Source organism: Nocardia sp. NPDC049707 (assembly GCF_040674855.1).
GTDB lineage: Bacteria > Actinomycetota > Actinomycetes > Mycobacteriales > Mycobacteriaceae > Nocardia.
Genome location: NZ_JBFANN010000001.1, coordinates 139,104 through 160,861 on the forward strand (window position 1 = coordinate 139,104; position 21,758 = coordinate 160,861).

The 21,758-nt window shown below is 65.4% G+C and carries 22 protein-coding genes and 1 pseudogene; 18 read left to right on the top strand and 5 right to left on the bottom strand.

All coding sequences use genetic code 11. The features are described from left to right. Positions 1 to 110 precede the first annotated feature (110 nt). The 12 genes and pseudogenes from AB0J29_RS00670 to AB0J29_RS00725 all read left to right on the top strand — a co-directional run bounded on the left by AB0J29_RS00670 (position 111) and on the right by AB0J29_RS00725 (position 13,622). Positions 111 to 1,553 (top strand): NCS2 family permease, encoded by a 1,443-nt coding sequence (locus AB0J29_RS00670; RefSeq protein WP_364777054.1) that lies wholly within the window; start codon positions 111 to 113, stop codon positions 1,551 to 1,553. Positions 1,554 to 1,557: 4 nt separating this feature from the next. Then, entirely contained in the window at positions 1,558 to 2,625 is a 1,068-nt protein-coding gene (locus AB0J29_RS00675; RefSeq protein ID WP_364777056.1) for an XdhC family protein, read from the top strand. 119 nt (positions 2,626 to 2,744) lie between these two features. Next, on the top strand, positions 2,745 to 3,125 hold the full coding sequence (locus AB0J29_RS00680) for a gamma-glutamylcyclotransferase (protein WP_364777058.1): 381 nt from the start codon (positions 2,745 to 2,747) through the stop codon (positions 3,123 to 3,125). Beyond that, positions 3,122 to 3,925, top strand: coding sequence for a TIM barrel protein (locus AB0J29_RS00685; protein WP_364777060.1), 804 nt, complete (start codon positions 3,122 to 3,124; stop codon positions 3,923 to 3,925). Before AB0J29_RS00680 ends, AB0J29_RS00685 begins: the two co-directional genes overlap by 4 nt. After that, complete coding sequence (locus AB0J29_RS00690; RefSeq protein WP_364777062.1) at positions 3,922 to 4,794, top strand: NAD(P)-binding domain-containing protein; 873 nt, start codon at positions 3,922 to 3,924, stop codon at positions 4,792 to 4,794. Before AB0J29_RS00685 ends, AB0J29_RS00690 begins: the two co-directional genes overlap by 4 nt. Before the next feature lie 2 nt (positions 4,795 to 4,796). Continuing rightward, a complete protein-coding gene (gene gcl / locus AB0J29_RS00695; RefSeq protein WP_364777064.1) occupies positions 4,797 to 6,572 on the top strand; it encodes a glyoxylate carboligase in 1,776 nt (591 codons plus the stop codon). Between the two features lie 7 nt (positions 6,573 to 6,579). After that, positions 6,580 to 7,674, top strand: a pseudogene (locus tag AB0J29_RS00700) (glycerate kinase); the annotation flags it as partial. A 237-nt stretch (positions 7,675 to 7,911) separates the two neighbouring features. Further along, positions 7,912 to 9,273: an allantoinase AllB gene (gene allB / locus AB0J29_RS00705; protein ID WP_364777862.1), complete on the top strand. Its 1,362-nt coding sequence runs from the start codon at positions 7,912 to 7,914 to the stop codon at positions 9,271 to 9,273. Next, positions 9,270 to 10,436, top strand: coding sequence for an allantoicase (gene alc / locus AB0J29_RS00710; protein ID WP_364777066.1), 1,167 nt, complete (start codon positions 9,270 to 9,272; stop codon positions 10,434 to 10,436). The genes allB and alc overlap by 4 nt, the downstream gene beginning before the upstream one ends. Before the next feature lie 197 nt (positions 10,437 to 10,633). Then, positions 10,634 to 11,566 carry a DMT family transporter gene (locus AB0J29_RS00715; protein ID WP_364777068.1) on the top strand — a complete coding sequence of 311 codons (933 nt, stop codon included), beginning with the start codon at positions 10,634 to 10,636 and terminating at the stop codon, positions 11,564 to 11,566. A 203-nt stretch (positions 11,567 to 11,769) separates the two neighbouring features. Next, a complete protein-coding gene (locus tag AB0J29_RS00720; protein WP_364777070.1) occupies positions 11,770 to 11,922 on the top strand; it encodes a hypothetical protein in 153 nt (50 codons plus the stop codon). A gap of 164 nt (positions 11,923 to 12,086) precedes the next feature. After that, positions 12,087 to 13,622, top strand: a complete 1,536-nt coding sequence (locus AB0J29_RS00725) for a DHA2 family efflux MFS transporter permease subunit (RefSeq protein WP_364777072.1) — start codon at positions 12,087 to 12,089, stop codon at positions 13,620 to 13,622. A gap of 42 nt (positions 13,623 to 13,664) precedes the next feature. Here the strand turns inward: AB0J29_RS00725 and AB0J29_RS00730 are convergent, their stop codons facing one another. Next, complete coding sequence (locus AB0J29_RS00730; protein ID WP_364777074.1) at positions 13,665 to 14,450, bottom strand: alpha/beta fold hydrolase; 786 nt, start codon at positions 14,448 to 14,450, stop codon at positions 13,665 to 13,667. Positions 14,451 to 14,463: 13 nt separating this feature from the next. Continuing rightward, positions 14,464 to 14,895, bottom strand: coding sequence for an SRPBCC family protein (locus AB0J29_RS00735; protein ID WP_364777076.1), 432 nt, complete (start codon positions 14,893 to 14,895; stop codon positions 14,464 to 14,466). A 420-nt stretch (positions 14,896 to 15,315) separates the two neighbouring features. Between AB0J29_RS00735 and AB0J29_RS00740 the strand changes: the two genes are divergently transcribed. Genes AB0J29_RS00740 through AB0J29_RS00755 form a run of 4 tightly spaced genes read left to right on the top strand, consistent with a single transcriptional unit; the run spans position 15,316 to position 18,101 of the window. Further along, positions 15,316 to 16,746 (top strand): sensor histidine kinase, encoded by a 1,431-nt coding sequence (locus AB0J29_RS00740; RefSeq protein WP_364777078.1) that lies wholly within the window; start codon positions 15,316 to 15,318, stop codon positions 16,744 to 16,746. After that, a complete protein-coding gene (locus AB0J29_RS00745) occupies positions 16,746 to 17,174 on the top strand; it encodes a roadblock/LC7 domain-containing protein (protein WP_364777080.1) in 429 nt (142 codons plus the stop codon). The genes AB0J29_RS00740 and AB0J29_RS00745 overlap by 1 nt, the downstream gene beginning before the upstream one ends. After that, entirely contained in the window at positions 17,171 to 17,521 is a 351-nt protein-coding gene (locus AB0J29_RS00750) for a DUF742 domain-containing protein (protein WP_040689530.1), read from the top strand. The genes AB0J29_RS00745 and AB0J29_RS00750 overlap by 4 nt, the downstream gene beginning before the upstream one ends. Further along, complete coding sequence (locus AB0J29_RS00755) at positions 17,496 to 18,101, top strand: ATP/GTP-binding protein (RefSeq protein WP_364777082.1); 606 nt, start codon at positions 17,496 to 17,498, stop codon at positions 18,099 to 18,101. The genes AB0J29_RS00750 and AB0J29_RS00755 overlap by 26 nt, the downstream gene beginning before the upstream one ends. 384 nt (positions 18,102 to 18,485) lie before the next feature. Here AB0J29_RS00755 and AB0J29_RS00760 read toward each other — a convergent pair whose 3' ends face one another. Both AB0J29_RS00760 and AB0J29_RS00765 read right to left on the bottom strand, forming a co-directional pair. After that, complete coding sequence (locus AB0J29_RS00760; RefSeq protein ID WP_364777084.1) at positions 18,486 to 19,397, bottom strand: NAD(P)H-binding protein; 912 nt, start codon at positions 19,395 to 19,397, stop codon at positions 18,486 to 18,488. After that, positions 19,394 to 19,798 carry a hypothetical protein gene (locus tag AB0J29_RS00765; RefSeq protein WP_364777086.1) on the bottom strand — a complete coding sequence of 135 codons (405 nt, stop codon included), beginning with the start codon at positions 19,796 to 19,798 and terminating at the stop codon, positions 19,394 to 19,396. Before AB0J29_RS00765 ends, AB0J29_RS00760 begins: the two co-directional genes overlap by 4 nt. A gap of 208 nt (positions 19,799 to 20,006) precedes the next feature. Between AB0J29_RS00765 and AB0J29_RS00770 the strand changes: the two genes are divergently transcribed. After that, positions 20,007 to 20,201, top strand: a complete 195-nt coding sequence (locus AB0J29_RS00770) for a hypothetical protein (RefSeq protein WP_364777088.1) — start codon at positions 20,007 to 20,009, stop codon at positions 20,199 to 20,201. 125 nt (positions 20,202 to 20,326) lie between these two features. Here AB0J29_RS00770 and AB0J29_RS00775 read toward each other — a convergent pair whose 3' ends face one another. Next, positions 20,327 to 21,178 carry an alpha/beta fold hydrolase gene (locus AB0J29_RS00775; RefSeq protein ID WP_364777090.1) on the bottom strand — a complete coding sequence of 284 codons (852 nt, stop codon included), beginning with the start codon at positions 21,176 to 21,178 and terminating at the stop codon, positions 20,327 to 20,329. A gap of 181 nt (positions 21,179 to 21,359) precedes the next feature. Between AB0J29_RS00775 and AB0J29_RS00780 the strand changes: the two genes are divergently transcribed. After that, complete coding sequence (locus AB0J29_RS00780; RefSeq protein ID WP_364777092.1) at positions 21,360 to 21,758, top strand: hypothetical protein; 399 nt, start codon at positions 21,360 to 21,362, stop codon at positions 21,756 to 21,758.

Here is a 21,758-nt window from a genome sequence, read left to right on the forward strand (position 1 = left end):
GGGCCAACCAACCGTTGGCCCGGATAGACCCACAACCGCAGTACCCGAACCGTGCGGTCTGGACAGGAGCACCCGACCGTAGGCCGGCTACGCCCGAGGAGGGCACGCCAATGACCCACACGCAGAGCAAGCCCAGGACAGCAGAGCCGGTAGCAGGACGGTCTGCGCTCGACCGGTTCTTCCGGCTGAGCGAACGCCGAACCACCGTTTCCCGCGAAATCCGTGGCGGCATTACGACTTTCGTAGCTATCGCCTACATCATCATCTTGGTGCCGCTGGTTCTCAGCAGCGTCGCGGATGTCAACGGTGATAAGTTGAGCACCGCTCAACTCACCACGACCACCGCGTTCTCCGCGGGACTCAGCACCATCCTGATGGGTGTGGCGGGCAATGTGCCGTTGGCGCTCGCCGCCGGACTGGGTTTGGTTTCGGTGGTTGCCTTCCAGGCGGCACCGCATATGACCTGGCCGCAGGCCATGGGTCTGGTCGTGGTGATGGGTGTGATCATCGTGGTGATGGCGATGACCGGGCTGCGGACGATGATCGTCAATGCCATCCCGCTCGGTCTCAAGAATGCGATCGGCGTCGGGATCGGCATGTTCATCGCGATGATCGGACTGGTCTCGGCCGGGGTGGTCGGGCACGGCGCGCAGACCGGTCCGCCGGTCACCCTCGGGGCGGGTGGTCACCTGTCCGGTTGGCCCGTAGTGGTTTTCGCGGTCGGCCTGCTGGCGATGCTGGCTTTGTACATTCGCAAGGTGCCGGGTGCGATTCTGATCAGCATCGCCATTTCGACGGTGCTCGCCATTATCGTCAACGCGCTGGCGAAGATCGACCCGCAAACCTGGGGCCCGGTGGTGCCGGAGAAGCCGAAGGGGTTCTTCGCCGCACCCGACTTCGGGTTGGCATTGCATATCGACCTTTTCGGCGGATTCGCCGAGGCGGGTGCGGTGGTCGCGGGGGTGGTGCTGTTCACCCTGGTGCTGACCGGGTTCTTCGATGCTGTGGGAGCGGTTTTCGGAGTCTGTGACGAGGCCGGACTGCTCGATGAGAAGGGCACCATGCCGGGCATCGGCAAGGTCCTGACCATCGACGGTATCTCCCAGGTCATCGGCGGTGTCAGCGGTGGTGCCGGAAATACCGTGTTCGTCGAATCCGCGACCGGTGTCGGTGAGGGCGCCCGCACCGGACTGGCCAGCGTGGTGACCGGCGGATTGTTGTGCTTCACCGTCTTCTTCACCCCGCTTGCCGCCGTCGTGCCGATTCAGGCTGCCGCGCCGGCGCTGGTGATCGTCGGTGCGCTGATGATGACTCAGGCCCGCAAGATCGATTGGAACGATCTCGAGATTGCGGTGCCCGCCTTTCTGACGATCGTGGTGATGCCGTTCACCTACTCCATCACCAACGGTGTCGGCGCGGGCCTGATCGCGTACGTGGTGATCAAGCTGGCGTGCGGCAAGTTCCGGGAAATCCATTGGCTGGTTGGGATGCTCAGCCTCGTCTTCGCCGGTTACTTCGGCATCTCGGCCATCGAACTACTCTTGGGCGGATAGCAGCATGCGTGACCTTGCGGTAGAACTTCGGAAATGGCATGCGGCGGACAAGGATTACGCCGTGGCCACCATCATCGGTGTCACCGGAAGCGCGCCTCGGCCGCCCGGCGCGGCGCTGGCGGTCGACGCCGACGGCATTGTCATCGGAAGTATCTCAGGCGGCTGTGTCGAGGGCGCGGTCTACGAACTCTGCCGTGAGGTGCTGCGCACCGGGCAGCCCGTGCGCGAGACCTTCGGATACAGCGATGATGACGCCTTCGCGGTCGGCCTGACCTGCGGCGGCAAACTCGAGGTCTTCGTCCAGCGGATCACCGCGGTGGACCGGGTCGCCATCGAGGCGATGCTGCGTGCCGACGAGGCGGTGGCGCTGATACGGAGCCTGGAAACCGGTGCGGCCATGGCGATAGGGTCCTGGTGGACCGTCGGTGCCGGCTTCGACGAGGTGGTCGTGGCCGAGGCCAGGGCCGTGCTCGATACCGGCGCCACCGGTGTGCGGGAGATCGGCTGTGGCGCCGGTGCTGTCACGGTCTTCGTGGAATCATATGTACCGCCGCCGCGCATGATCGTCTTCGGCGCAATAGATTTCGCGGCTGCCGTGACCAGAATCGGCCGGTTCCTCGGATACCACGTCACGGTCTGCGATGCCCGTCCGGTATTCGCTACGCGTGCACGTTTTCCGGACGCCGACGAGGTCGTCGTGCAGTGGCCGCACCGGTATCTCGCACGCACACAGGTCGATTCGCGCACCGTGCTGTGTGTGCTCACCCACGACGCCAAATTCGATATTCCGCTGCTCGAGGTGGCGCTGCGCCTGCCGGTGGCCTATGTGGGCGCGATGGGTTCCCGCCGGACGCACGCGGACCGCATGGCCGGGCTGCGCGCCGCCGGGGTGACGGAATCCGAACTGGCCCAATTGCATTCGCCGATCGGGCTGGATCTCGGTGCGCGGACCGCGGAGGAGACCGCGGTATCGGTCGCCGCCGAGATCATCGCGGTGCGCCGCGGCGGCTCGACCCGCCCGCTCACCACCAGCGACGGACCGATCCACCGGGATCTGGTCCCCACCTGGTAGCTGGAGCATCCTACGAAATCGGCTTCGGGATACCCGATCTGCTTCGGGTTTATCGCCGCTATTCCGACAATGCGGTCGGCCCACATAATTGACGAAATCGCGAACAAAGGATTCACCGAATGCCGTTGATATTTCTGAATGGTTCCGCCATGCGCGGAGAACCGCTCAATCACCTACTCGGCGGCGCGCCTTTCGCGGGCGAAGTGAAAACCGCGCCGCGCTACCGTTTCTATTCGGTCGGCGATCGGTTCCCGGGCCTGGATCCTGTTGCCGACGGCGGTGAGTCGATCTCCGGTGAACTCTTCGATATCCCCATGGACGTGCTGCGCCAGCGGCTGCTGCCCGCCGAGCCACCCGAACTCGAACTCGGCGCGATCGAACTCGACGACGGCCGTTCGGTCCTATCGATGCTGCTGCGCCGCGCGCCGACCTCGTATCCGGAGCTGATCGATATCACCGCCATCGGCAGCTGGAAGAAATACCGTCAAGGAGCTCAATGAGTAATCAGGCCGGGGGCATCGCGTTCCCGAAATTCGATGTCAATTGCTCGATCCTGTTCACCGATCTCCCGCTGCTGCAACGCCCCGCCGCGGCAAAGCAGGCCGGATTCGACGCGGTCGAATTCTGGTGGCCGTTCGGCGATAATCCGACGCCGGGCGATAGCGAGATCGACGCGTTCGTCCGCGCGATCCGCGATGCCGGTGTGGAATTGGTCGGACTGAACTTCATCGACCTGATCCCGGCGGGCGGCCGTGGTCTGGTCTCGGTGCCGAGTGAGATCACCCGGTTCCGCGACAATATCGATGTCGCCGTCGGTATCGCCGAAGAGACCGGCTGCCGCGCGTTGAATGCCCTCTACGGCAATCGCGTCGCGGGCGAGAGCCCGGAAAAGCAGGACGAACTCGCGCTGGAGAACCTGAGTCTCGCCGCGCGGGCAGCCGGTTCGATCGGAGCCACCGTCCTCGTGGAGGCACTCAATTCCTTCGAGTCGCCGGACTATCCGATCGTCAGCGCCGCGCACGCCGTGCAGATCATCGAGCAGACCGGTGAACCCAACGTACGGTTCCTCTGCGACCTGTACCACCTGTCCCGCATGGGCGAAGACCTGAACTCGGTGATCCGTACACACGCGGCGCATCTCGGCCACGTCCAGATCGCCGACAATCCCGGTCGCGGCCGCCCCGGCACCGGTGAACTCGACTTCGGCGCGCTGTTCGAAACCCTGGCCGAAAGCGGCTACGACGGCTGGATCGGCCTCGAATACAAAGACCCCGAGCTGGATTGGAAGTGGATGAAATGAGCAGGATCGGTTTTATCGGCCTGGGGATCATGGGCAGCCCCATGGCGGGCCACCTCGTTGCCGCCGGGCACGAGGTGACCGGTTACGACATCGGTCCAACCGGACTCGAGAAGCTGAAGGCCGCGGGCGGTTCGGCCGCCGCCGGTGTCGCGGAAGCGGTGCGGGACGCCGACATCGTCATTACGATGCTGCCGCAGGACGAGCACGTCGAGGCGGTCTTCGCCGATGTGCTGGTACATGCCGCGCCCGGCACGCTGTACATCGATTTCTCCACCATCACGCCCAAGACCGCGCGCTGGACCGCCGAGCGGGGCGCCGAGAAGAACCTGCGGGTGCTCGACGCCCCGGTCTCCGGCGGTGAGCCGGGCGCGATCAATGCCGCGCTGTCGATCATGGTCGGCGGGAACGAGGCCGACTTCGCTGAGGCCACTCCGATTTTCGAGGCGGTCGGCAAGACCTTCGCCCTGGTGGGACCGAACGGTGCCGGTCAGGTGGTCAAGGCCGCCAACCAGCTCGTCGTCGGCGGTACCTACGCCCTGGTGGCCGAGGCGATCCTGCTGATGGAGAACCTGGGCGCGGATGCCGAGCGAGGACTCGATGTGCTGGCGGGCGGGCTCGCGGGCAGCAAGATCCTCGAACTCAAGCGTGCATCCATGCTGCGGCGGGATTTCAAGCCCGGTTTCCGAATCGACCTGCACCACAAGGATATGGGAATCATCCTGCAAGCCGCCCGCGACGCCGAGGTGTCGATCCCGATGGGCGCGCTGACCGCGCAGTTGATCGCCGCCGCCCGCGCGATGGGACACGGCTCGCTGGACCACTCGGGTCTGCTCAAGGTGACCGAGGCGCTGTCGGGTCGGGAGAGCTGACCGTGGCACGCATGCGCACCGTGGACGCCGCGGTTCTGATTCTCGAAAAGGAAGGTGCGACACAGGCATTCGGCTTGCCTGGCGCCGCGATCAATCCCTTCTACAGCGCGATGCGCGCACACGGCGGTATCAAGCATGTGCTGGCCCGCCACGTCGAGGCCGCCTCGCATATGGCGGAGGGGTACACCCGGGCGGCGGCCGGCAATATCGGGGTGTGCGTCGGCACCTCGGGGCCCGCTGGCACCGATATGATCACCGGACTGTATTCCGCCAGCGCGGATTCGATTCCTATCCTGTGCATCACCGGTCAGGCTCCGGTGGCCAAGTTGCACAAGGAGGACTTCCAGGCCGTCGATATCGCCGCCATCGCCGCACCGGTGAGCAAGTGGGCGGTGACCGTGCTCGAGCCTGCGCAGGTGCCAGGGACCTTCCAGAAGGCCTTCCGGTTGATGCGCGAGGGTCGGCCGGGGCCGGTCCTGATCGATCTGCCGATCGATGTGCAACTCGCCGAAATCGAGTTCGACATCGAGACCTACGAGCCGCTCACGGTGCACCGCCCGGCCGCGACCCGGGCGCAGGCGGTCAAGGCCATCGAGATGTTGAATGCGGCGCAGCGGCCGCTGATCGTCGCGGGTGGCGGCATCGTGAATGCCGATGCTGCGGCGCTGCTGGTCGAATTCGCCGAGCTCACCGGTGTTCCGGTGGTGCCGACGCTGATGGGCTGGGGCACGATTCCCGATGATCACGCGCTGCACGCGGGCATGGTCGGACTGCAGACCTCGCACCGGTACGGCAATGCCACCCTGCTCGAATCCGATTTCGTGCTCGGCATCGGAAACCGTTGGGCCAACCGGCATACCGGTGGTGTGGACACCTACACCAAGGACCGCACCTTCGTGCACGTCGATATCGAGCCGACCCAGATCGGTCGGGTATTCGCACCGGACTACGGCATCACCTCCGATGCGGGTGCGGCACTGCGCGTCTTCGTCGAGGTCGCGCGCGAGCTCGACAGGGCCGGACAGCTGCCCGATCGCAGTGTGTGGGCCGAGCAGTGCCGCAACCGGAAACAGGTGGGGCTGCGCAAGACGCACTTCGACGATATGCCGATCAAGCCGCAGCGCGTCTATGAGGAAATGAACAAGGCGTTCGGGCCCGATGTGCGCTACGTCAGCACCATCGGCCTGTCCCAGATCCAGGCAGCGCAGCTGCTACACGTCTACCGGCCGCGGCACTGGATCAATGCGGGCCAGGCCGGGCCGCTCGGTTGGACGGTGCCCGCGGCCATCGGCGTCGCGACGGCCGATCCGGATGCCACCGTGGTGGCGCTCTCGGGTGACTACGACTTCCAGTTCCTGATCGAGGAATTGGCGGTCGGCGCGCAATTCAATATCCCGTACATCCATGTCGTGGTGAACAATTCATACCTGGGTCTGATCCGACAGGCACAGCGGGCATTCGACATGGACTACTACGTGCAGCTCGCCTTCGACAATATCAACAGTCCGGAGCTGGCCGGGTACGGCGTCGACCACGTCAAGGTCGCGGAAGGCCTGGGCTGCAAGGCGATTCGGGTATTCGATCCGGCGGAGATCGGTTCGGCCCTCGACGAGGCGAAGAAGCTGGTGGCCGAATTCCGGGTGCCGGTGATCGTCGAGGTCATCCTGGAACGGGTGACGAATGTGTCGATGGGACTCGAGATCGACAATATCGTCGAATTCGAGGAACTGGCGCAGTCCGCGGCCGACGTCCCGACCGCGACTGCGAAACTGGACTGAGCGGCCCATGAGTCGAGTCCTGATCGCATCCGACAAGTTCAAGGGGTCATTGACCGCCGCACAGGTCGGTGCCGCTGTTCGCGCCGGTATCCACCGCGTCCGGCCCGATGCCGAGGTGTCGGTGGTGCCGATCGCGGACGGCGGGGACGGCACCGTCGCCGCCGCATTGGCCGCAGGGTTCGAGGCGGTCCCGGTGATCGCGTCCGGACCCACCGGCGAACCGGTGCGCACGGCGTATGCCCGCCGCGACGATACCGCCGTCGTGGAACTGGCGGACGTATCCGGACTCGTGCGACTACCGGGTGGGAATTTCGCACCGATGACAGCCACCAGCCGCGGCACCGGCCAGGTGATCGCCGCGGCGATCGACGCGGGCTGCCGCCGGGTGGTGCTCGGCATCGGCGGCAGTGCGGGCACCGATGGCGGCGCCGGGCTGCTCGCGGCGCTCGGTGCGCGTCTGCTCGATGCCGACGGCGCCGAAATCGACGACGGCGGTGCGGCATTGGCGCGATTGCGCACGATCGACCTTGCGCCGGTGTGGGAACGGCTGGCCGGGGTCGAGATCACCGTTGCCTGTGATGTGGATAATCCGCTCACCGGTCCGCGCGGTGCGGCGGCCGTCTACGGGCCGCAAAAGGGCACCGATGGTGACCAAGTTGTGGCGCTGGATGCGGCACTCACGCATTGGGCCGACTGTGTCGCGACCGCGATCGGTACCGATCTGCGTGCTCGCGCGGGTGCCGGGGCGGCTGGCGGGGTCGGGTTCGCAGCCGTTGCCGTGCTCGGCGCTCGGCTGCGTCCCGGGATCGAATTGGTTTTGGAGCTGTTCGGTTTCGCCGAGCGGGTGACCGGTGCGGATCTGGTGGTGACCGGGGAGGGCATGCTCGACGAACAGACTTTGTACGGCAAGGCACCGGCCGGTGTCGCTACCGCCGCTGGGGTCTCGGGTGTACCGGTAGTCGCCGTATGTGGCCGGAATACGTTGTCCACCAAGCGATTGCATGAGGCGGGTTTCTCCGCCGCATATGCCTTGGCCGATATCGAACCCGATATCGCGCGCTGCTTCGCGGAGGGTGAGCTGCTGCTCGAACAACTGGGTGTGCGGATTGCCACCGAACATCTGCCGCCGGATCCTACGACGGAGCGGCCATGTGCCGGGCAGCAGTCGCCGCAGACCGCTACGGACCACGCGCGACCCGGGGCTGCCGCTCCGGAGCACACCGTGGCCGATCTGGCCGACGACATCATCGCCACCACCGCAACGGCGGCGGCACAAGGACATTCGACGGGAGATTCCGATGCTTTCCGACGGAGTGGCGTAGTGCGGAAAAATTCCGAGATCCAGACGATCTCACCGGTTCCCGCACACCTGGATCTGGTGATCCGCGCGGAGCGGATCATCGGGACCACGGGGGAGACCAGCGGCTCGATCGGTGTGCGCGATGGCCGGATCGTGGCGATCGAGCCGCTGGACTCCGCCATGACCGCGAAGTCGGTCGTCGAGCTGGCCGCCGACGAGGTGCTGCTGCCCGGTGTTGTGGACGCCCATGTGCATGTCAACGATCCCGGCCGTACGGAATGGGAGGGCTTCCCGAGCGCGACGAAGGCGGCCGCGGCGGGCGGTGTCACCACCATTATCGATATGCCGCTCAACAGCATTCCGCCGACCTGCGATCTCGCGGCACTCGAGGTGAAGCGCAAGACCGCGCGGGATCGGGTGTACATCGATGTCGGATTCTGGGGCGGCGCGATTCCCGGCAATGTGGCCGACCTGCGGCAACTCCAGGACGCCGGGGTATTCGGCTTCAAATGCTTTCTGCTGCACTCCGGCGTCGACGAATTCCCGGCATTGGACGCCACTCAGCTGGAACTGGCCATGCGGGAGATCCGATTATTCGACGGCCTGCTCATCGTGCACGCCGAGGACGCGCACGCGATCGAGCACGCGCCGATTCCGCAGGGGGACAAGTACTCCGGGTTCCTGCGTTCGCGACCGCGCGGTGCGGAGAACCTGGCCGTCGCCAAGGTGATCGAACTGGCCAGATGGACCGGCTGCCGCGTGCACATACTGCACGTGTCGAGTTCGGATGTGCTGCCGATGATCGCCTCCGCCCGCCGCGACGGCGTCCGGATCACCGCCGAGACCTGTCCGCACTATCTGTCGTTCGCGTCGGAGGAAATCCCGGACGGTGCAACGCAGTTCAAATGCTGTCCGCCGATCCGCGAGAGCGGCAATCGCGAATTGCTCTGGGCCGGGTTGCGCGATGGCACCATCGATATGGTGGTCTCGGACCACTCGCCGTCGACCGCCGACCTGAAGTGCTTCGACACGGGTGACTTCGCCCGCGCCTGGGGTGGCATTTCCTCACTGCAACTCGGACTTTCGGCCGTCTGGACCGAGGCGCGATTGCGCGGATTCACCTTGGTCGACGTCGCTCGGTGGATGAGCCGAGCGCCCGCCGAACACGTGGGACTGCGACGCAAGGGCGCTATCGCGGTCGGCTACGACGCGGATTTCTGCGTCTTCGCACCCGATGACGCCTTCGTCGTCGACGTGCAGCGCTTGCACCACAAGAACGCCGTCACACCATACGCGGCCCGCCCACTCGCTGGTGCGGTCCGCGGTACCTGGTTGCGCGGCAACCGAATCGATATCGATGACGAGCCGCAGGGGCGGCTCCTGGCCCGAGGAGAATTATGACCGATCGATCCGCCCCCGCCTTCACCCGACTGCCCGATCTCGCCTCACGTGCACTCGCGGGCAGTGTGGTCTACGCCAATGACGAGTTGTTCGCCGAGCGGGAGAATCTGATCCGGCCCGGCCGTGCGGTTTTCAGCACCGAGGACTTCGGCCACAAGGGCAAGACCTACGACGGTTGGGAAACGCGGCGACGCCGCGAGACCGGCAATGACTACGCGGTGGTCCGGCTCGGCGTGCCGGGCCGGGTGCACGGTGTGGTCATCGACACAGCCTGGTTCATCGGCAATTACCCACCCTTCGCCTCGGTCGAGGCGACAAGTGTGGAGGGCCAGCCGTCCGCGGCGGAACTCCAGCAGGCCGACTGGGTGACCTTGGTCGCGAAGTCGGATATCGCGGGCAATACCGACAACTTCTTCGAGGTCACCGACGTGCGCCGCTTCACCCACGTCCGGCTCTCGATCTACCCGGACGGTGGTGTGGCCCGCTTCCGCGTACACGGGACCGCGCTGCCGGATCCCCGTTTCCTCAGTGGCACCGTCGATCTCGCCGCGCTGGAAAACGGCGGCGATGTGGTCGACTGCTCGAATATGTTCTTCTCCGCGCCGACCAATATCCTGCTGCCCGGCCGTTCACGGCAGATGAACGAGGGCTGGGAGGGCGCGCGTCGCCGCGACGCGGGCAATGATCACGTCACGGTGCGGCTGGGTGCGCGCGGGGCGATTCGACGGGTGGAGATCGATACCTCGAATTTTGTCGGCAATGCGCCCGGTTGGGCGGTGCTGCGTGGGGCCGATGCCGATTCCGGTGCGGATCTGGATGACCCGTCGTCGTGGCCCGAATTGCTGACGCGCACGCGGCTACAGCCGGATGCCAGGCACTTCTTCCAGATCGCGGCGGACGCACCGGTCACCCATGTGCGGCTCGATGTGTACCCCGACGGCGGTGTGGCCCGGTTGCGGGTGCACGGCGAGATCGATCCGGAGACCTTGGTCGGCAATACCGTCGCGTGGCTCGGGGCCCTGCCCGAAGCGCACGCACTTCAGGTACTCACCACCGATGGTGGGCTGTCTCATGACGCAGCGCGAAAGCTGCTCGCGGAAGGCCCCTTTGCGAGCCCCGACGTGGTGCCGTCGGCCGTGATAGACGCACTGCTCGCGGTGTAGTCGCAGATCGGACTGGTAATCGAAGCTGCCATCGCCGGTCGTCCAGCGGTGCCGTCAGGAACCAGGTGGCGAAGCGACGAGCAGCATCGGCACCAATCACACCGCGTGCGGCGAATAGTCGGTTCACGGGCTTCGACCGGCGTTGCGGCGTCCGAAAACCGCTGGCGCTGGTCGACCGGCTGATCTAGGTTCGGCCCATGGTGCGTGCGAATGGGTCGGTCGAGCGGCAAGCGATTGCCGCCGCCGCGGTGACGGTGGTCTTGTGGGCTTCGGCATTCGTCTTCATTCGCAGTGCGGGACACGACTTTTCGCCGGGTGCGCTGGCGCTCGGGCGATTGCTCGCCGCATCGATCACACTGGTGCCGATCCTGGTTGTTCGTGGTGAGGGTTTGCCGCCGCGGGCCGCATGGCCGGGCATCATCATCTCCGGGGTGCTGTGGTTCGGCGTCTATATGGTGGCCTTGAACTGGGGTGAGCGGAATGTCGACGCCGGGACCGCGGCGATGGTCGTTGGCATCGGCCCGGTGCTGATCGCGGTGCTCGGCGGGTTGGTCCTGCGGGAAGGATTTCCGGCCCGGCTGATGGTCGGACTGGTCGTATCGTTCGCCGGAACCTTGGTCGTCGGACTGTCGACCTCCGATGGCGGCGGCGCGGCGGTGCTCGGTGTCGCGCTGTGCCTGCTGGCGGCCATCGTCTGGGCCGCATCGACCATCGCACAGAAACCGGCGCTCGCGAGCGCATCCGCATTGCAGGTGGTCACCTTCGGCTCGGTCATCGGTACCGTCGCGTGCCTGCCGTTCTCTTGGCAACTGATCACCGAGGCGGCCGCCGCGCCGCTGTCGTCGACGCTGAGTCTGGTGTACCTGGGCGTCTTTCCCACCGCTTTGGCATTCACCACCTGGGCGTTCGCACTCGCCCGCACGACGGCCGGAAAGATGGGCGTAACCACCTACGCGGTCCCGGCCCTCGTCGTGCTGATGTCGTGGATGACACTGAACGAGGTGCCCGGCGCGCTCACCATCCTCGGCGGTGTCCTGTGCCTGGCCGGTGTCGCCATCACTCGGTCCCGGTCTCGGTCACGCGTCACCGCTTCCGTCGAATCCGAAGCCGCCGAATCCGCCGCACGCTGAGTACCAGTGCTGACCGCACGTCGTCGTTGGCCACCCGCCTCGAGCAGGTGGGCGCATCGGCACTATCGCGACCAGGCTTTGATCCTGACGCGCGTGTTCGTTGTCCCTGCGATGCGGCTGCTGGATACGGGAACGACGCGGGCCGCAGCGGTGTAGCGCGTTCGGCGGTGTGCGGGGCGGTCGCCGCGGCAGAATCGACAGGCGTGGACACCGTTGATCCCACGGTGGACCTGGTGGACCACGCATTGATCCGAAATGGGCGAGGTCGTCGCAGCGATTCGGCCGGAGTAGCGGCCTTTGCGACGCCCGGTACGGGCTGGGATGTGCAGGCGTTCGTACGGCATGTCATCGGGTAGATCCTGCGGAATTTCCCGACTTCGGCGCGTGGCGAAATGGTCGTTTGGGGAAACGTCGGGTTCCGGAACCAGGCGGTGCCGAAGCATCCCAGCGGAACCCCGACGTGCGGCGAAGGTCGCAGAATGTGCTGGTCATTTGGCCGACGAGATGCAAGGCTTAACCGGTGACACATCCTCCGGATACCACGTCGGTCGCAGCGGATCCCGCGACCGACAAGCTCGACATCGCGGTTTTCAAGGTGGCAGGGGTGGTCGTGCTCGGCGCGATCATGTCGATCCTTGATATCACCGTCGTAACCGTCGCGATCCCGAAATTCCAGAACGAGTTCCACACCACCACCGCGATCGCGGCCTGGTCGATGACCGGCTACACCCTCGCGCTGGCCAGCGTCATCCCGCTGACCGGTTGGGCGGCGGACCGATTCGGCACCAAACGGTTGTACATGCTCGCGCTGACGCTGTTCGTGCTCGGATCGGTGCTGTGCAGCCAGGCATGGGGCATGGAGTCGCTCATCGCTTTCCGTGTCATCCAGGGGCTCGGCGGCGGCATGTTGATGCCGCTGGGCATGACGATCATGACCCATGCGGCGGGCCCGCAACGCGTCGGGCGGGTGATGGCGGTGCTCGGGGTGCCGATGCTGCTCGGTCCGATCGCCGGTCCGATCCTGGGCGGTTGGCTGATCGACAGTTACGGCTGGAAGTGGATCTTCCTGATCAATGTTCCGGTCGGGATCGTCGCGCTCATCTTCGCCTTCATCGTGTTCCCTGCGGATAAGCCGGAGCCATCGGAGTCCTTCGACTTCCTCGGCATGCTGCTGGCCTCGCCGGGTCTGGCGCTGTTCCTGTTCGGCGTCTCCTCGATTCCGGGTGAGGGTACGGTCATGGCGCCCAAGGTGCTCATTTCCGCCGCCATCGGCTTGGTGCTCCTCGCCCTGTTCGTCGTGCACGCGCTGCGCATCGAACATCCGCTGATCGATCTGCATCTGTTCCGCAATCGGTCGCTGACCTTCGCGGTGTTGACCATGGTGCTGTTCGCGACCGCGTTCTTCGGTGCCGGTCTGCTGCTGCCGACGTATCTGCAGCAGGTACGCGGCGAGACGGCCATGGCGGCCGGTCTGCTGCTGGCGCCGCAGGGCCTCGGCGCGATGGTGACGATGCCGATCGCGGGCCGGCTGGTCGACAAGATCGGTCCGGGCAAAATCGTGCTGACCGGTATTTCGCTGATCTCGCTCGGCACTGTGTTCTTCGTGCAGTTGAAGGCGGATACGTCGTATCCGTACTTGTTGGGCGCGTTGTTCGTGATGGGCCTCGGCATGGGCTGCACCATGATGCCGACCATGACCGCGGCGATGCAGACGCTGACCCACCAGCAGGTCGCGCGCGGCACGACGCTGATGAACATCGTCAACCAGTCCGCCGGGTCGATCGGCACCGCGACGATGGCGGTGGTGCTCAGCAGCCTGCTGAACCGGCATCCATTCGCCAAGCCCGCGATCGCGTCGAACTACGATCCCTCGATTGCGGCGCAGTTGCCGCCCGGTGCGGTCGAGACCGGATTGAACCAGGCCGCGACGGCATTCAGCCACACCTACATTGTGGCGCTGGCGCTCATCGTGCTGACCTTGGTGCCCGCGGTGTTCCTGCCGCGCACCAAGCCGCAGACGGCCGAGGTAGCCGACACACCGGTGCTGGTTCATTAGCCCGCTCGGTCCGAGTTCGCCTGTGCACCAGGCGAACTCGGACTACGGACGGTTCGCGTCCAGGAACTCCAGCACGAGCGGGCTTGCGGTGCTTCGGAATTCGTCGAAATAGGCGTGCCGGGCGCCCGGGATCCACGCCAGCCGCGCACCCGGAATCCGTTCCGCGAGCACAGGCGCGTTGGCCGCGGGATTGAATCGGTCCTCGCTCCCGTGCACGATCAGCGTCGGAACCGTGATATCCGCGAGCACCTCCCACGCGTCGTGTTTGTTGCTCGCGTAGAGATGTCTGCGCTTCGCGTAGGCTGGCATGCCCGGATCGCCGAGGGTGTCGAACGGGCCGGACGTGTTCGCCAGATACCCCGGGGTGTACATCAGCTCCAACAGCGCCTGTCGCGCCGCCACCGGATCGGGCTGAGCCAGCGACTTGCGCACCTCGGCATCCCGCTCGACAGCGTGGCGACCACCCGGCGAGGTGCAGCCGAGCACCAGCGTATGCACCCGATCCGGGAACCGCGCGGCCAGCCACTGCGCGACCCGACCGCCCATGGAGGTGCCGTACACCGCGCTCTTCTCGATGCCGAGATCGTCGAGCACCGCGATGGCGTCCTCGGCGAATCCGAGGGTGCTGTAGGGGATGTCCGGCTTGTCGCTGTCACCGGTCCCGCGATAGTCCAGCGAGACGGTGCGATACGCGGTCTCGAAGTCGGCACGCACCGCATCCCACCAGTGGTGGTTATTGGCCTGCCCGGTGAGCAGCAGCAGCGGCGGGCCGTCGCCGCCGGTCTGATAGGCGATCCGGGTGCCATCCATGGCCTTGGCATACGGCACGTTCGAACTCCGATCAGCCGTAGAGCGCGACGAAACGCTCCAACGAGCGCTCGATATCGCCCCTGAGCGCCCGCGCGACACCGGAACCGATCGGGCCGAACAGGGGCGCGCCACCCAGATCGATATCGACGGTGACTTCCGAGCCCGCACCCTTGGCGGCGACGAGCAGTTCGAGCTTGAATTTGGTGCCGCCCTTGCCCTGGCCGCTCAAGGCCAGGCGCCGCGGCGGTTCAGCGGCCTTGACCGTCCAGGTGACTCGATTGCGCAGTCCCTTGACCGATGCGACACCGACCAGTTGGGTACCGACGGTGAGTTCGGCGGGCACCTCGTCGCGCCACGCCTCGTGCATCAGGAGCCATTTGTCGAGTTCGGTCAGGTTGGCGGTGTGCGACCAGGCCTCCTGCGGGGAAATCGGCACGTCGACGGACACCTTCAGCTTTGCCATTTGCGCATAGTATCCGGTACTCGCGGTTCGCTTTTGTGGCATTCGGACATAGCGGCCGGCTACTGAACCGGTTTCGAGCGGGTGCCGCCGGAGCGAAATTCCCGCAGGCCGAATCGAACCGATCGGGCGATGCGTGAAATGCGTGGGGGCGCTGGCGGTTCGAGGAATCGGAATGTGGCCTCGGATCGAGAGAGACTTCCGGGCGATGCTGCTACTGTGGGCGGGTCGTCGGGTGCCGAGCTACTGATCGGCTCGATCCGCGCGGTGGGTGATTCCTTCGAATTGCTTGCCCTGCGGGCACTCTGGGGTTGGTGCCAGTGTCTATGTGGCCGCATTCGACGAATGTAGATCCTGGTCGGCGTCGCGAGGAAGGCGAGACAACGCGCAGTGACACCGGCTGTCGCAACGACGAGAGAGCTGATGAATCAAGATATCGCCGTGGTGCTTTCATGGATCCTCGCCCCCGCTCTCATTATTGCCGTGGCGGCGGCGTTGTATGTAGCGCAGTACGCGAAACAACAGAAGCTCCGCGCCGACACGCTCAATAAAGCGATTCGGGCGCAGGAGGAAACCCTCGAGCACTTCGCCGGCCAGATACTGCCGGCGATGACCGATGCGGTGCGTCGCTTCGAGGCACCGGTTTCGGCTATCGAGGTACCGACGGGCCAGGAGAATTCCCGGTTCGTCCAGTGCCTGCAATGGATTTCCGAGCGGTACGCCGACGATCTGCGCATGGTGCAGTCGGAGGCACACGAGCACGCTGTGCACGAGGCCGAGGAAAACGCTCAGGAGACGATCAAGGCGACCGAGGACGGCACTCGCGTCGAGATCGAATCCGCCTCGCGGGCCGCGACCAGTGCGGCAGTGCGTTCCTTCGGCACTTCCGTGGTCAGCCTCGGCGCGGATGTCAGTCAGGTGGTGAGCGCCGCGCTGCGCGAGCACCGCGACGACGAGGTGTACGCCACCCTCACCCGCATCGACCACACCGTGCAGCAGATGCTGCGTCAGGCGCAGTCGTATGTGATCGTGTGTGGTGGTCTGCCGGGTCGGCGCTGGCCCGCGCAGTCGCTCACCGATGTGGTCGGCGGCGCGGTCGGCCGCGTCCGCGACTACCTGCGGGTGCGGGCCAACCAACTCGACCGCATCGTCATCAGCCGCGCGGTGGAACCGCTCGTGCACACCCTGGCCACCCTGCTGGACAACGCGCTGCGCTACTCGCCGCCGACGTCCTATGTGGATGTGAGCTTCCAGGAGGGCCACCACGGCGTCACGGTCATCATCGACGATGCCGGTGTGCGGATGAACGCGGAGCAGATGGAGGAGGCCAGGCAGGTGCTCGCCAACGAGCGCCCGATCGACATCCACCAGCTCGGCCCGTCCCCGCGCGTCGGTTTCCCCGGCATCGCGGCACTGGCTCGGCGCTACGGGTTCACCGTCTACATCGATGGCCCGAACGTCTACGGCGGTATGCGGGCGATGGTCTACATTCCCGAGGCACTGCTCGTCACCGCGGTGACGAACGGCGAGTCGGCCGCACCCGCCGTCACCCCGGCCCCGGAACCCGTGCCGACCGCGGTCACCGAGGATAAGCCCTTCGAGTTATCCCCGGTTCCGGTCTTGGCCGGGGTGGGCGAACAACCCGCCGAGAACGAGGACTTCGCTGTGCACGAGATCACCAGTGGTGGCTTACCCAAGCGACGCCGTCGGGCAGTGTCTGCGGTGCCCACTCAGGCCGGCACCGAATCCGAAGCGGGACAGGCTCGTCCCGAAATCGCCTCCGCCTGGCAGACGGGTTCCAAGAGCGGCCGTGAGGCTGTTGCCTCCGATAACAGCGAAGGGATGTCATCCTGATGGGCACACCGGTGACCGACAGCAAAAATAGGCTGGGTTGGCTACTCGAGGATCTCAGCAACGTTCCCGGCGTCCGGTTCGCGGTGCTGCTGTCCGACGATGGACTGCGGATCGCGCACTCCGACGGTGTCAACAAGGATGACGCCGAGCGTTTCGCCGCGGCCGCCTCAGGTCTGCGCTCACTAGGTAAAGCGCTCGGCGAATTCTGTGGTGGCCTCGGCAACAGCGTGCGTCAGAACATGACCGAATACGACCAGGGCATGATTCTCATCACCGCGGCGGGTGACGGTGCGCTGCTCGGTGTTTCGACGACGCCTGAGACCGATATCGGTCTGGTCGCACACCGCATGAACGAGCTCGCCGGGCGGGTCGGGCACGAGTTAGGCGCCCAGCCACGCGGGAGAGTTGAGGGCGGCTCGACGTCATGACGAGGTCCCGGCGAGACCCCGACTTGGTCCGGGCCTATGTGCGCACCGGGGGGCGGATTCGTCCCAGTCGTGACTTGGACCTGGTCACCTTAGTCGTCGCCGCCAAGGATCCGGCACCTGGTGCGACACCCGATGCGCGTCAGGTGCTGAACCTGTGCAGCCGTCGCAGCGCGTTGTCCATCGCCGAGATTGCCGCCTATCTCGACTTGCCGCCGTCCGTGGTGAAGATCGTCGTCGCCGATCTGCTGGACAGCGAACATCTGGCCACTCCGACCCCGGCCGAAGTCATGCCGGAGATCACTCTGCTCGAGGAGGTACTCAATGGGCTCCGCGCTCTCCCGGCCTGACCGCACTGTCGACTATGTGCCGGAGACTGTGACCCGGTCGGTAAAGCTCTTGGTGGCAGGCAATTTCGGTGTCGGCAAAACGACATTCGTGAACAGCGTTTCGGAGATCCGGCCGCTGCGCACGGAGGAGACGATCACCGAGGCCAGTGTCGGCATCGACGATATGGCCGGGCTACCCGGCAAATCGCAGACGACCGTGGCGATGGATTTCGGCCGCATCACGCTGAATCCCACACTCGCGCTGTATCTTTTCGGGACGCCGGGGCAGCGGCGCTTCGTCCCGCTGTGGGAGGAATTGGCGCGCGGCGCGCTCGGCGCCCTGGTCCTGGTGGACACCCGGCGCATCGAGAAGGCGGACGAGGTGCTCTCCGTGCTCGAGGAGCGCGGGGTGGCGTATTCGGTCGCGGTCAACCAGTTCGAAGGCGCCACGCGCTATCCGCTCGAAGAGATCCGTGACGCACTGGATCTCGCACCGGACACTCCGCTGACATCGCTCGACGCCCGGCAGCGCAGCACGTGTCTGATGTCGCTGATCACGCTCGTCGAGTTCCTGTTCCATCGTCAGGAGTCTCGGAAGTAACGATCCGTCGCACGACGAGGGCTATGCGATGCTCATGGCAAGCTGCCGGTGACGCTGGCGGCGGGGGAGTAGTCCACCTGAAAAGCCGGGCCCCCTTCCGATTTCGATCGGGAGGGGGTTCGTGCCTTTCCGGGGCCAGTCAGCTCAATACGTCGGTGCGGCCCTGTTTCCGGGCTTGGGCCAGCCCGCGCCGGGCCATTAATCCGTTGGCCAGCAACAGCAGTGTCGTGTTCGGGGGTGCGATGAAGCCCGACCGGGTGTGGGGTGCGTTAGGTCGCGTCGCTGCCGTCGATGTCGATCCAGCCGGTGTGCTGGCGGCATTCGAGACCGACGACCTGTCGGCGGTAGCGGCAAGGTGGTTCACGACGCCGTACCGCACGACCATTATGAGAACAGTTCCGAGTGTTCGGCCAGGTACTGCCCAACCGTGGATGGCGGCTGTCCCGTGATCTTCTCGACGTCGTCGGTGGCTCGGTCGTAGCGTCCAGCACGGTGTAGCAGTGCCAGTGTGGTCAGGTGCTGCTCGAGATGCGCGGGTAGACCTTGGGGCCTGAGGACCTCCTCGACCCAGGTTTCATGGGGAATGTCGGTGCCGCGAATCCGTCGGTGAAGTCCCAGGGTGTACTCGGCGGCCAGGCCATCGATATCCAAACTCACCGGACCGGTCAATTCGTAGACGTCGCCGATGCGTTGGGCGGGGTCTACCAGCACTGCCGCAACCGTGCGGGCCACGTCGCTGGTAGCTATCGGTGACGTGCGACCCGTTCCGAAGGGCAGGGCCAATACGTTTCGCTCGCGCAGCGACGGTGCCGCGAATCCGGTGAAGATCGGATTGTCCAGAAACACCGTCGGCCTGATGTGCACGACCGGCACACCCGACCAGTTCAAGACGTGCTCGGCGAGGTAGTGCAGCCGATGTTGACGAGACTCTCCCACACTGGTCAGCGTCATTTGAGAAACGGTCATCTGGGACATGTTCACGACCACCTCGAGGTGGCCGTATTCCAATGCGGCTTCGCAGACGACCACCGTTGCCTGCAGGTAGTCCGGCGAGACACTCATCGAAAAGAACATGCGATCGGTACCGGTCATCGCATCGACCACATCTCGTGGGTCGGTCAAGTCCCCGACTACGACTTCAGCGCCGAGTGCACGTAACGGCTCGGCTCGGGCGTCGTCGCGGTGCACCAACGCGCGAACGCGATCCCCACGTTCCCGCAATCGCTCGATCACCTGCCTGCTAACGCCACCGGTGCCACCACCCGCCCCGGTGATCAGGTACAGCGGCGCGCTCATGCTCCTCCTCGAGGTGTGTTTTCCCAATGCTTGGCAAGGGGTGTGCCGGCGAACCTCTCGAGCATCAAGCGGGACAACAGCAGCACGGAGCTGCGTGGCCGGTGGTTCACCACGAGGCGCTGGGCCTTTCCGGCGGCGTTGAAGGTAACCAGGACGATGACATGAATCGGCACGCCGCGGACTGATGAGGTGTAATCCTCGAGGAAACTGTTCTCGCCGCAGGGGCCGGCGTAGTGGAAGTCTTGGAACTCGTATATCTCGCGGGCGGCGACCACGACTTCATGGACGGCCTCCGCGCCTTGTATGGCGCCGTCCCACGCCGCGCCTTCCCCGGTTACGTCGTCGGCCAGGTTGTCCAGCCACAACGGGTAGTAGGGCTTGCCCAGATACGTCGATGTCATGCCGCGCCTTCCATCGAATCCGGCAGCGAGCCGGCTCGTCGATAAACGCCCACGATGTCTGACCTATGACCGTGCCACTATATTGCCTGGCAGCCCGGACTGCGGGGAATCCATTTGGACAATGTGGTTCGGCGCGCAGAGCTTGCCGACATGTCCGAATCGGCGCGGCGGTTCCGGCCATGGCCTGATCTCCACTGCGCTGACTCTGTTGAGTGATCAGCGCTTGAACGCGCTGCTTGGTTCGGCAACGCCGGTGGGGACGGGCCTGCCGCGATTTCTGCTGGACGGCGGACCGCAGCTCACCGCACTCGTCAGCATGTTCATCGACGACAAGGAGCGCGACTCCTCCGCATGGCCGCAGGTGCGCCGGTCTTTTCTCGATGAGGTACTGCAGATCGCTTGACGCCGGCCGGCAGGCCCGCGGGGTGCCGGTCAACGCCGTCAGCTCCGGACCCACCCGCACCGAGGGCCTCGGCCGTGGGCGAGGCGCTCGACGCGCTGGCGGCAGCAGCAGCCGCTGGCGTGCGGTCAGCGGTGGAGGAATTCGAGGGTGGCTCGTTCGAAGGCGGCCTTGGCTTCGATCATGACCCAGTGGCCGCTTTTCGGGAATACGTGTAGTTCCGCGTTGGGGATCTGGCGCATCGGTACCAATGCCATATCCGGTGGGCTGACTCGGTCGTCCAAGCCCCAGGTGAGCAGGGTTGGGCACTGCACCTTGTGCAGCATCGACCAGTACGGTGGCGTATTCGAATTCGCCAGGAATTTCTGCTGCATATCCCAGGCGGCGGAGCCGTACATCATCGCGGCGGTCTTCTGGGTGTCCGGATGCTGCGCGGCCGCCCAGCGCTCCTCGATGATTTCATCGGTGATCACCGCGGGGTCGTAGACCATGGCCCGCAACCAGCGCAGCAGTTTGTCCCGATCGGGTTTGTCGGCGAATTCCTGCAGCAGCCGGATCCCTTCGCTCGGACTGGAGCTGAAGATATTCGGACCGATCCCGCCGATGGTGACCAGCTTGCGCACCCGGTGCGGATGCTGAATCGCGAGATTCGCCGCGACGACACCACCCATCGAATTGCCGACCATGGCCGCGGATTCGATGCCGAGCCCATCCATGAATCGCAGCACCGCCGCGCCCGCGGTCAGCACGGGATGACCGTCGACCGGGTCGCTCACGCCGAAGCCGGGAAATTCCAGGATGTAGCAGTGGAAGTGCTCGGCGAAGACCGCGAGATTTCCGCGATAGTTCCGCCACCCGTTCACGCCGATCCCAGAGCCGTGCAGCAGTAACAGCGGTGGCCCGTCGCCCGCCTCGTGATAGCGCAGTACGCCCTGATCGGTGGTCAGCTCGCGTTTCGTGCCTTCGTATGTCACGTCCATACCCAACACGTTAGAACACGTTCTAGCTCGGATCGCGAATGACCGCTGATATCGGCGCGCAAAACCAACCGCCGGGTACACAATTGCGAAACGCTCGAGCGATTTCGGATATAGCGGCCCCGGTGGGCCACTATCTATGATCTCCGCTGGCAACTCGGCACCGCACGACGAGGACCGAATCATGAGCTACCGAACGATCACGACCGCGACTGTGCTGGGCACGGCGATCGCCGCCCTGGCGTGTATCGCGCCGACGGCAAACGCCGTGGTGACGCGGGTGGGTGTGCTGCCGGATTCGAATTACGGCCTGGCGACCAATTACGGCACCGATTGTCCGGCCACCGCCAAGGCATATGTCAGCAATGCAGCCGAACCGGTCGCCTTCTACGACAACGGAGTCCCGTTCGGAGTGGTCCGCCCGCTGGGCGGCATCGCCCAGCTGACGTGGATCCCGAAGACCACGGGCCCGCATACGATCAGCGCCGTGCAGGCCCCGGACGTCACGCCGATTGGAACGGTGGACGTCCGGGTCGGCACCGGTGTGCCCGTCGGCTTCGCCTGCCTCGTCTTCGGCAGCTGA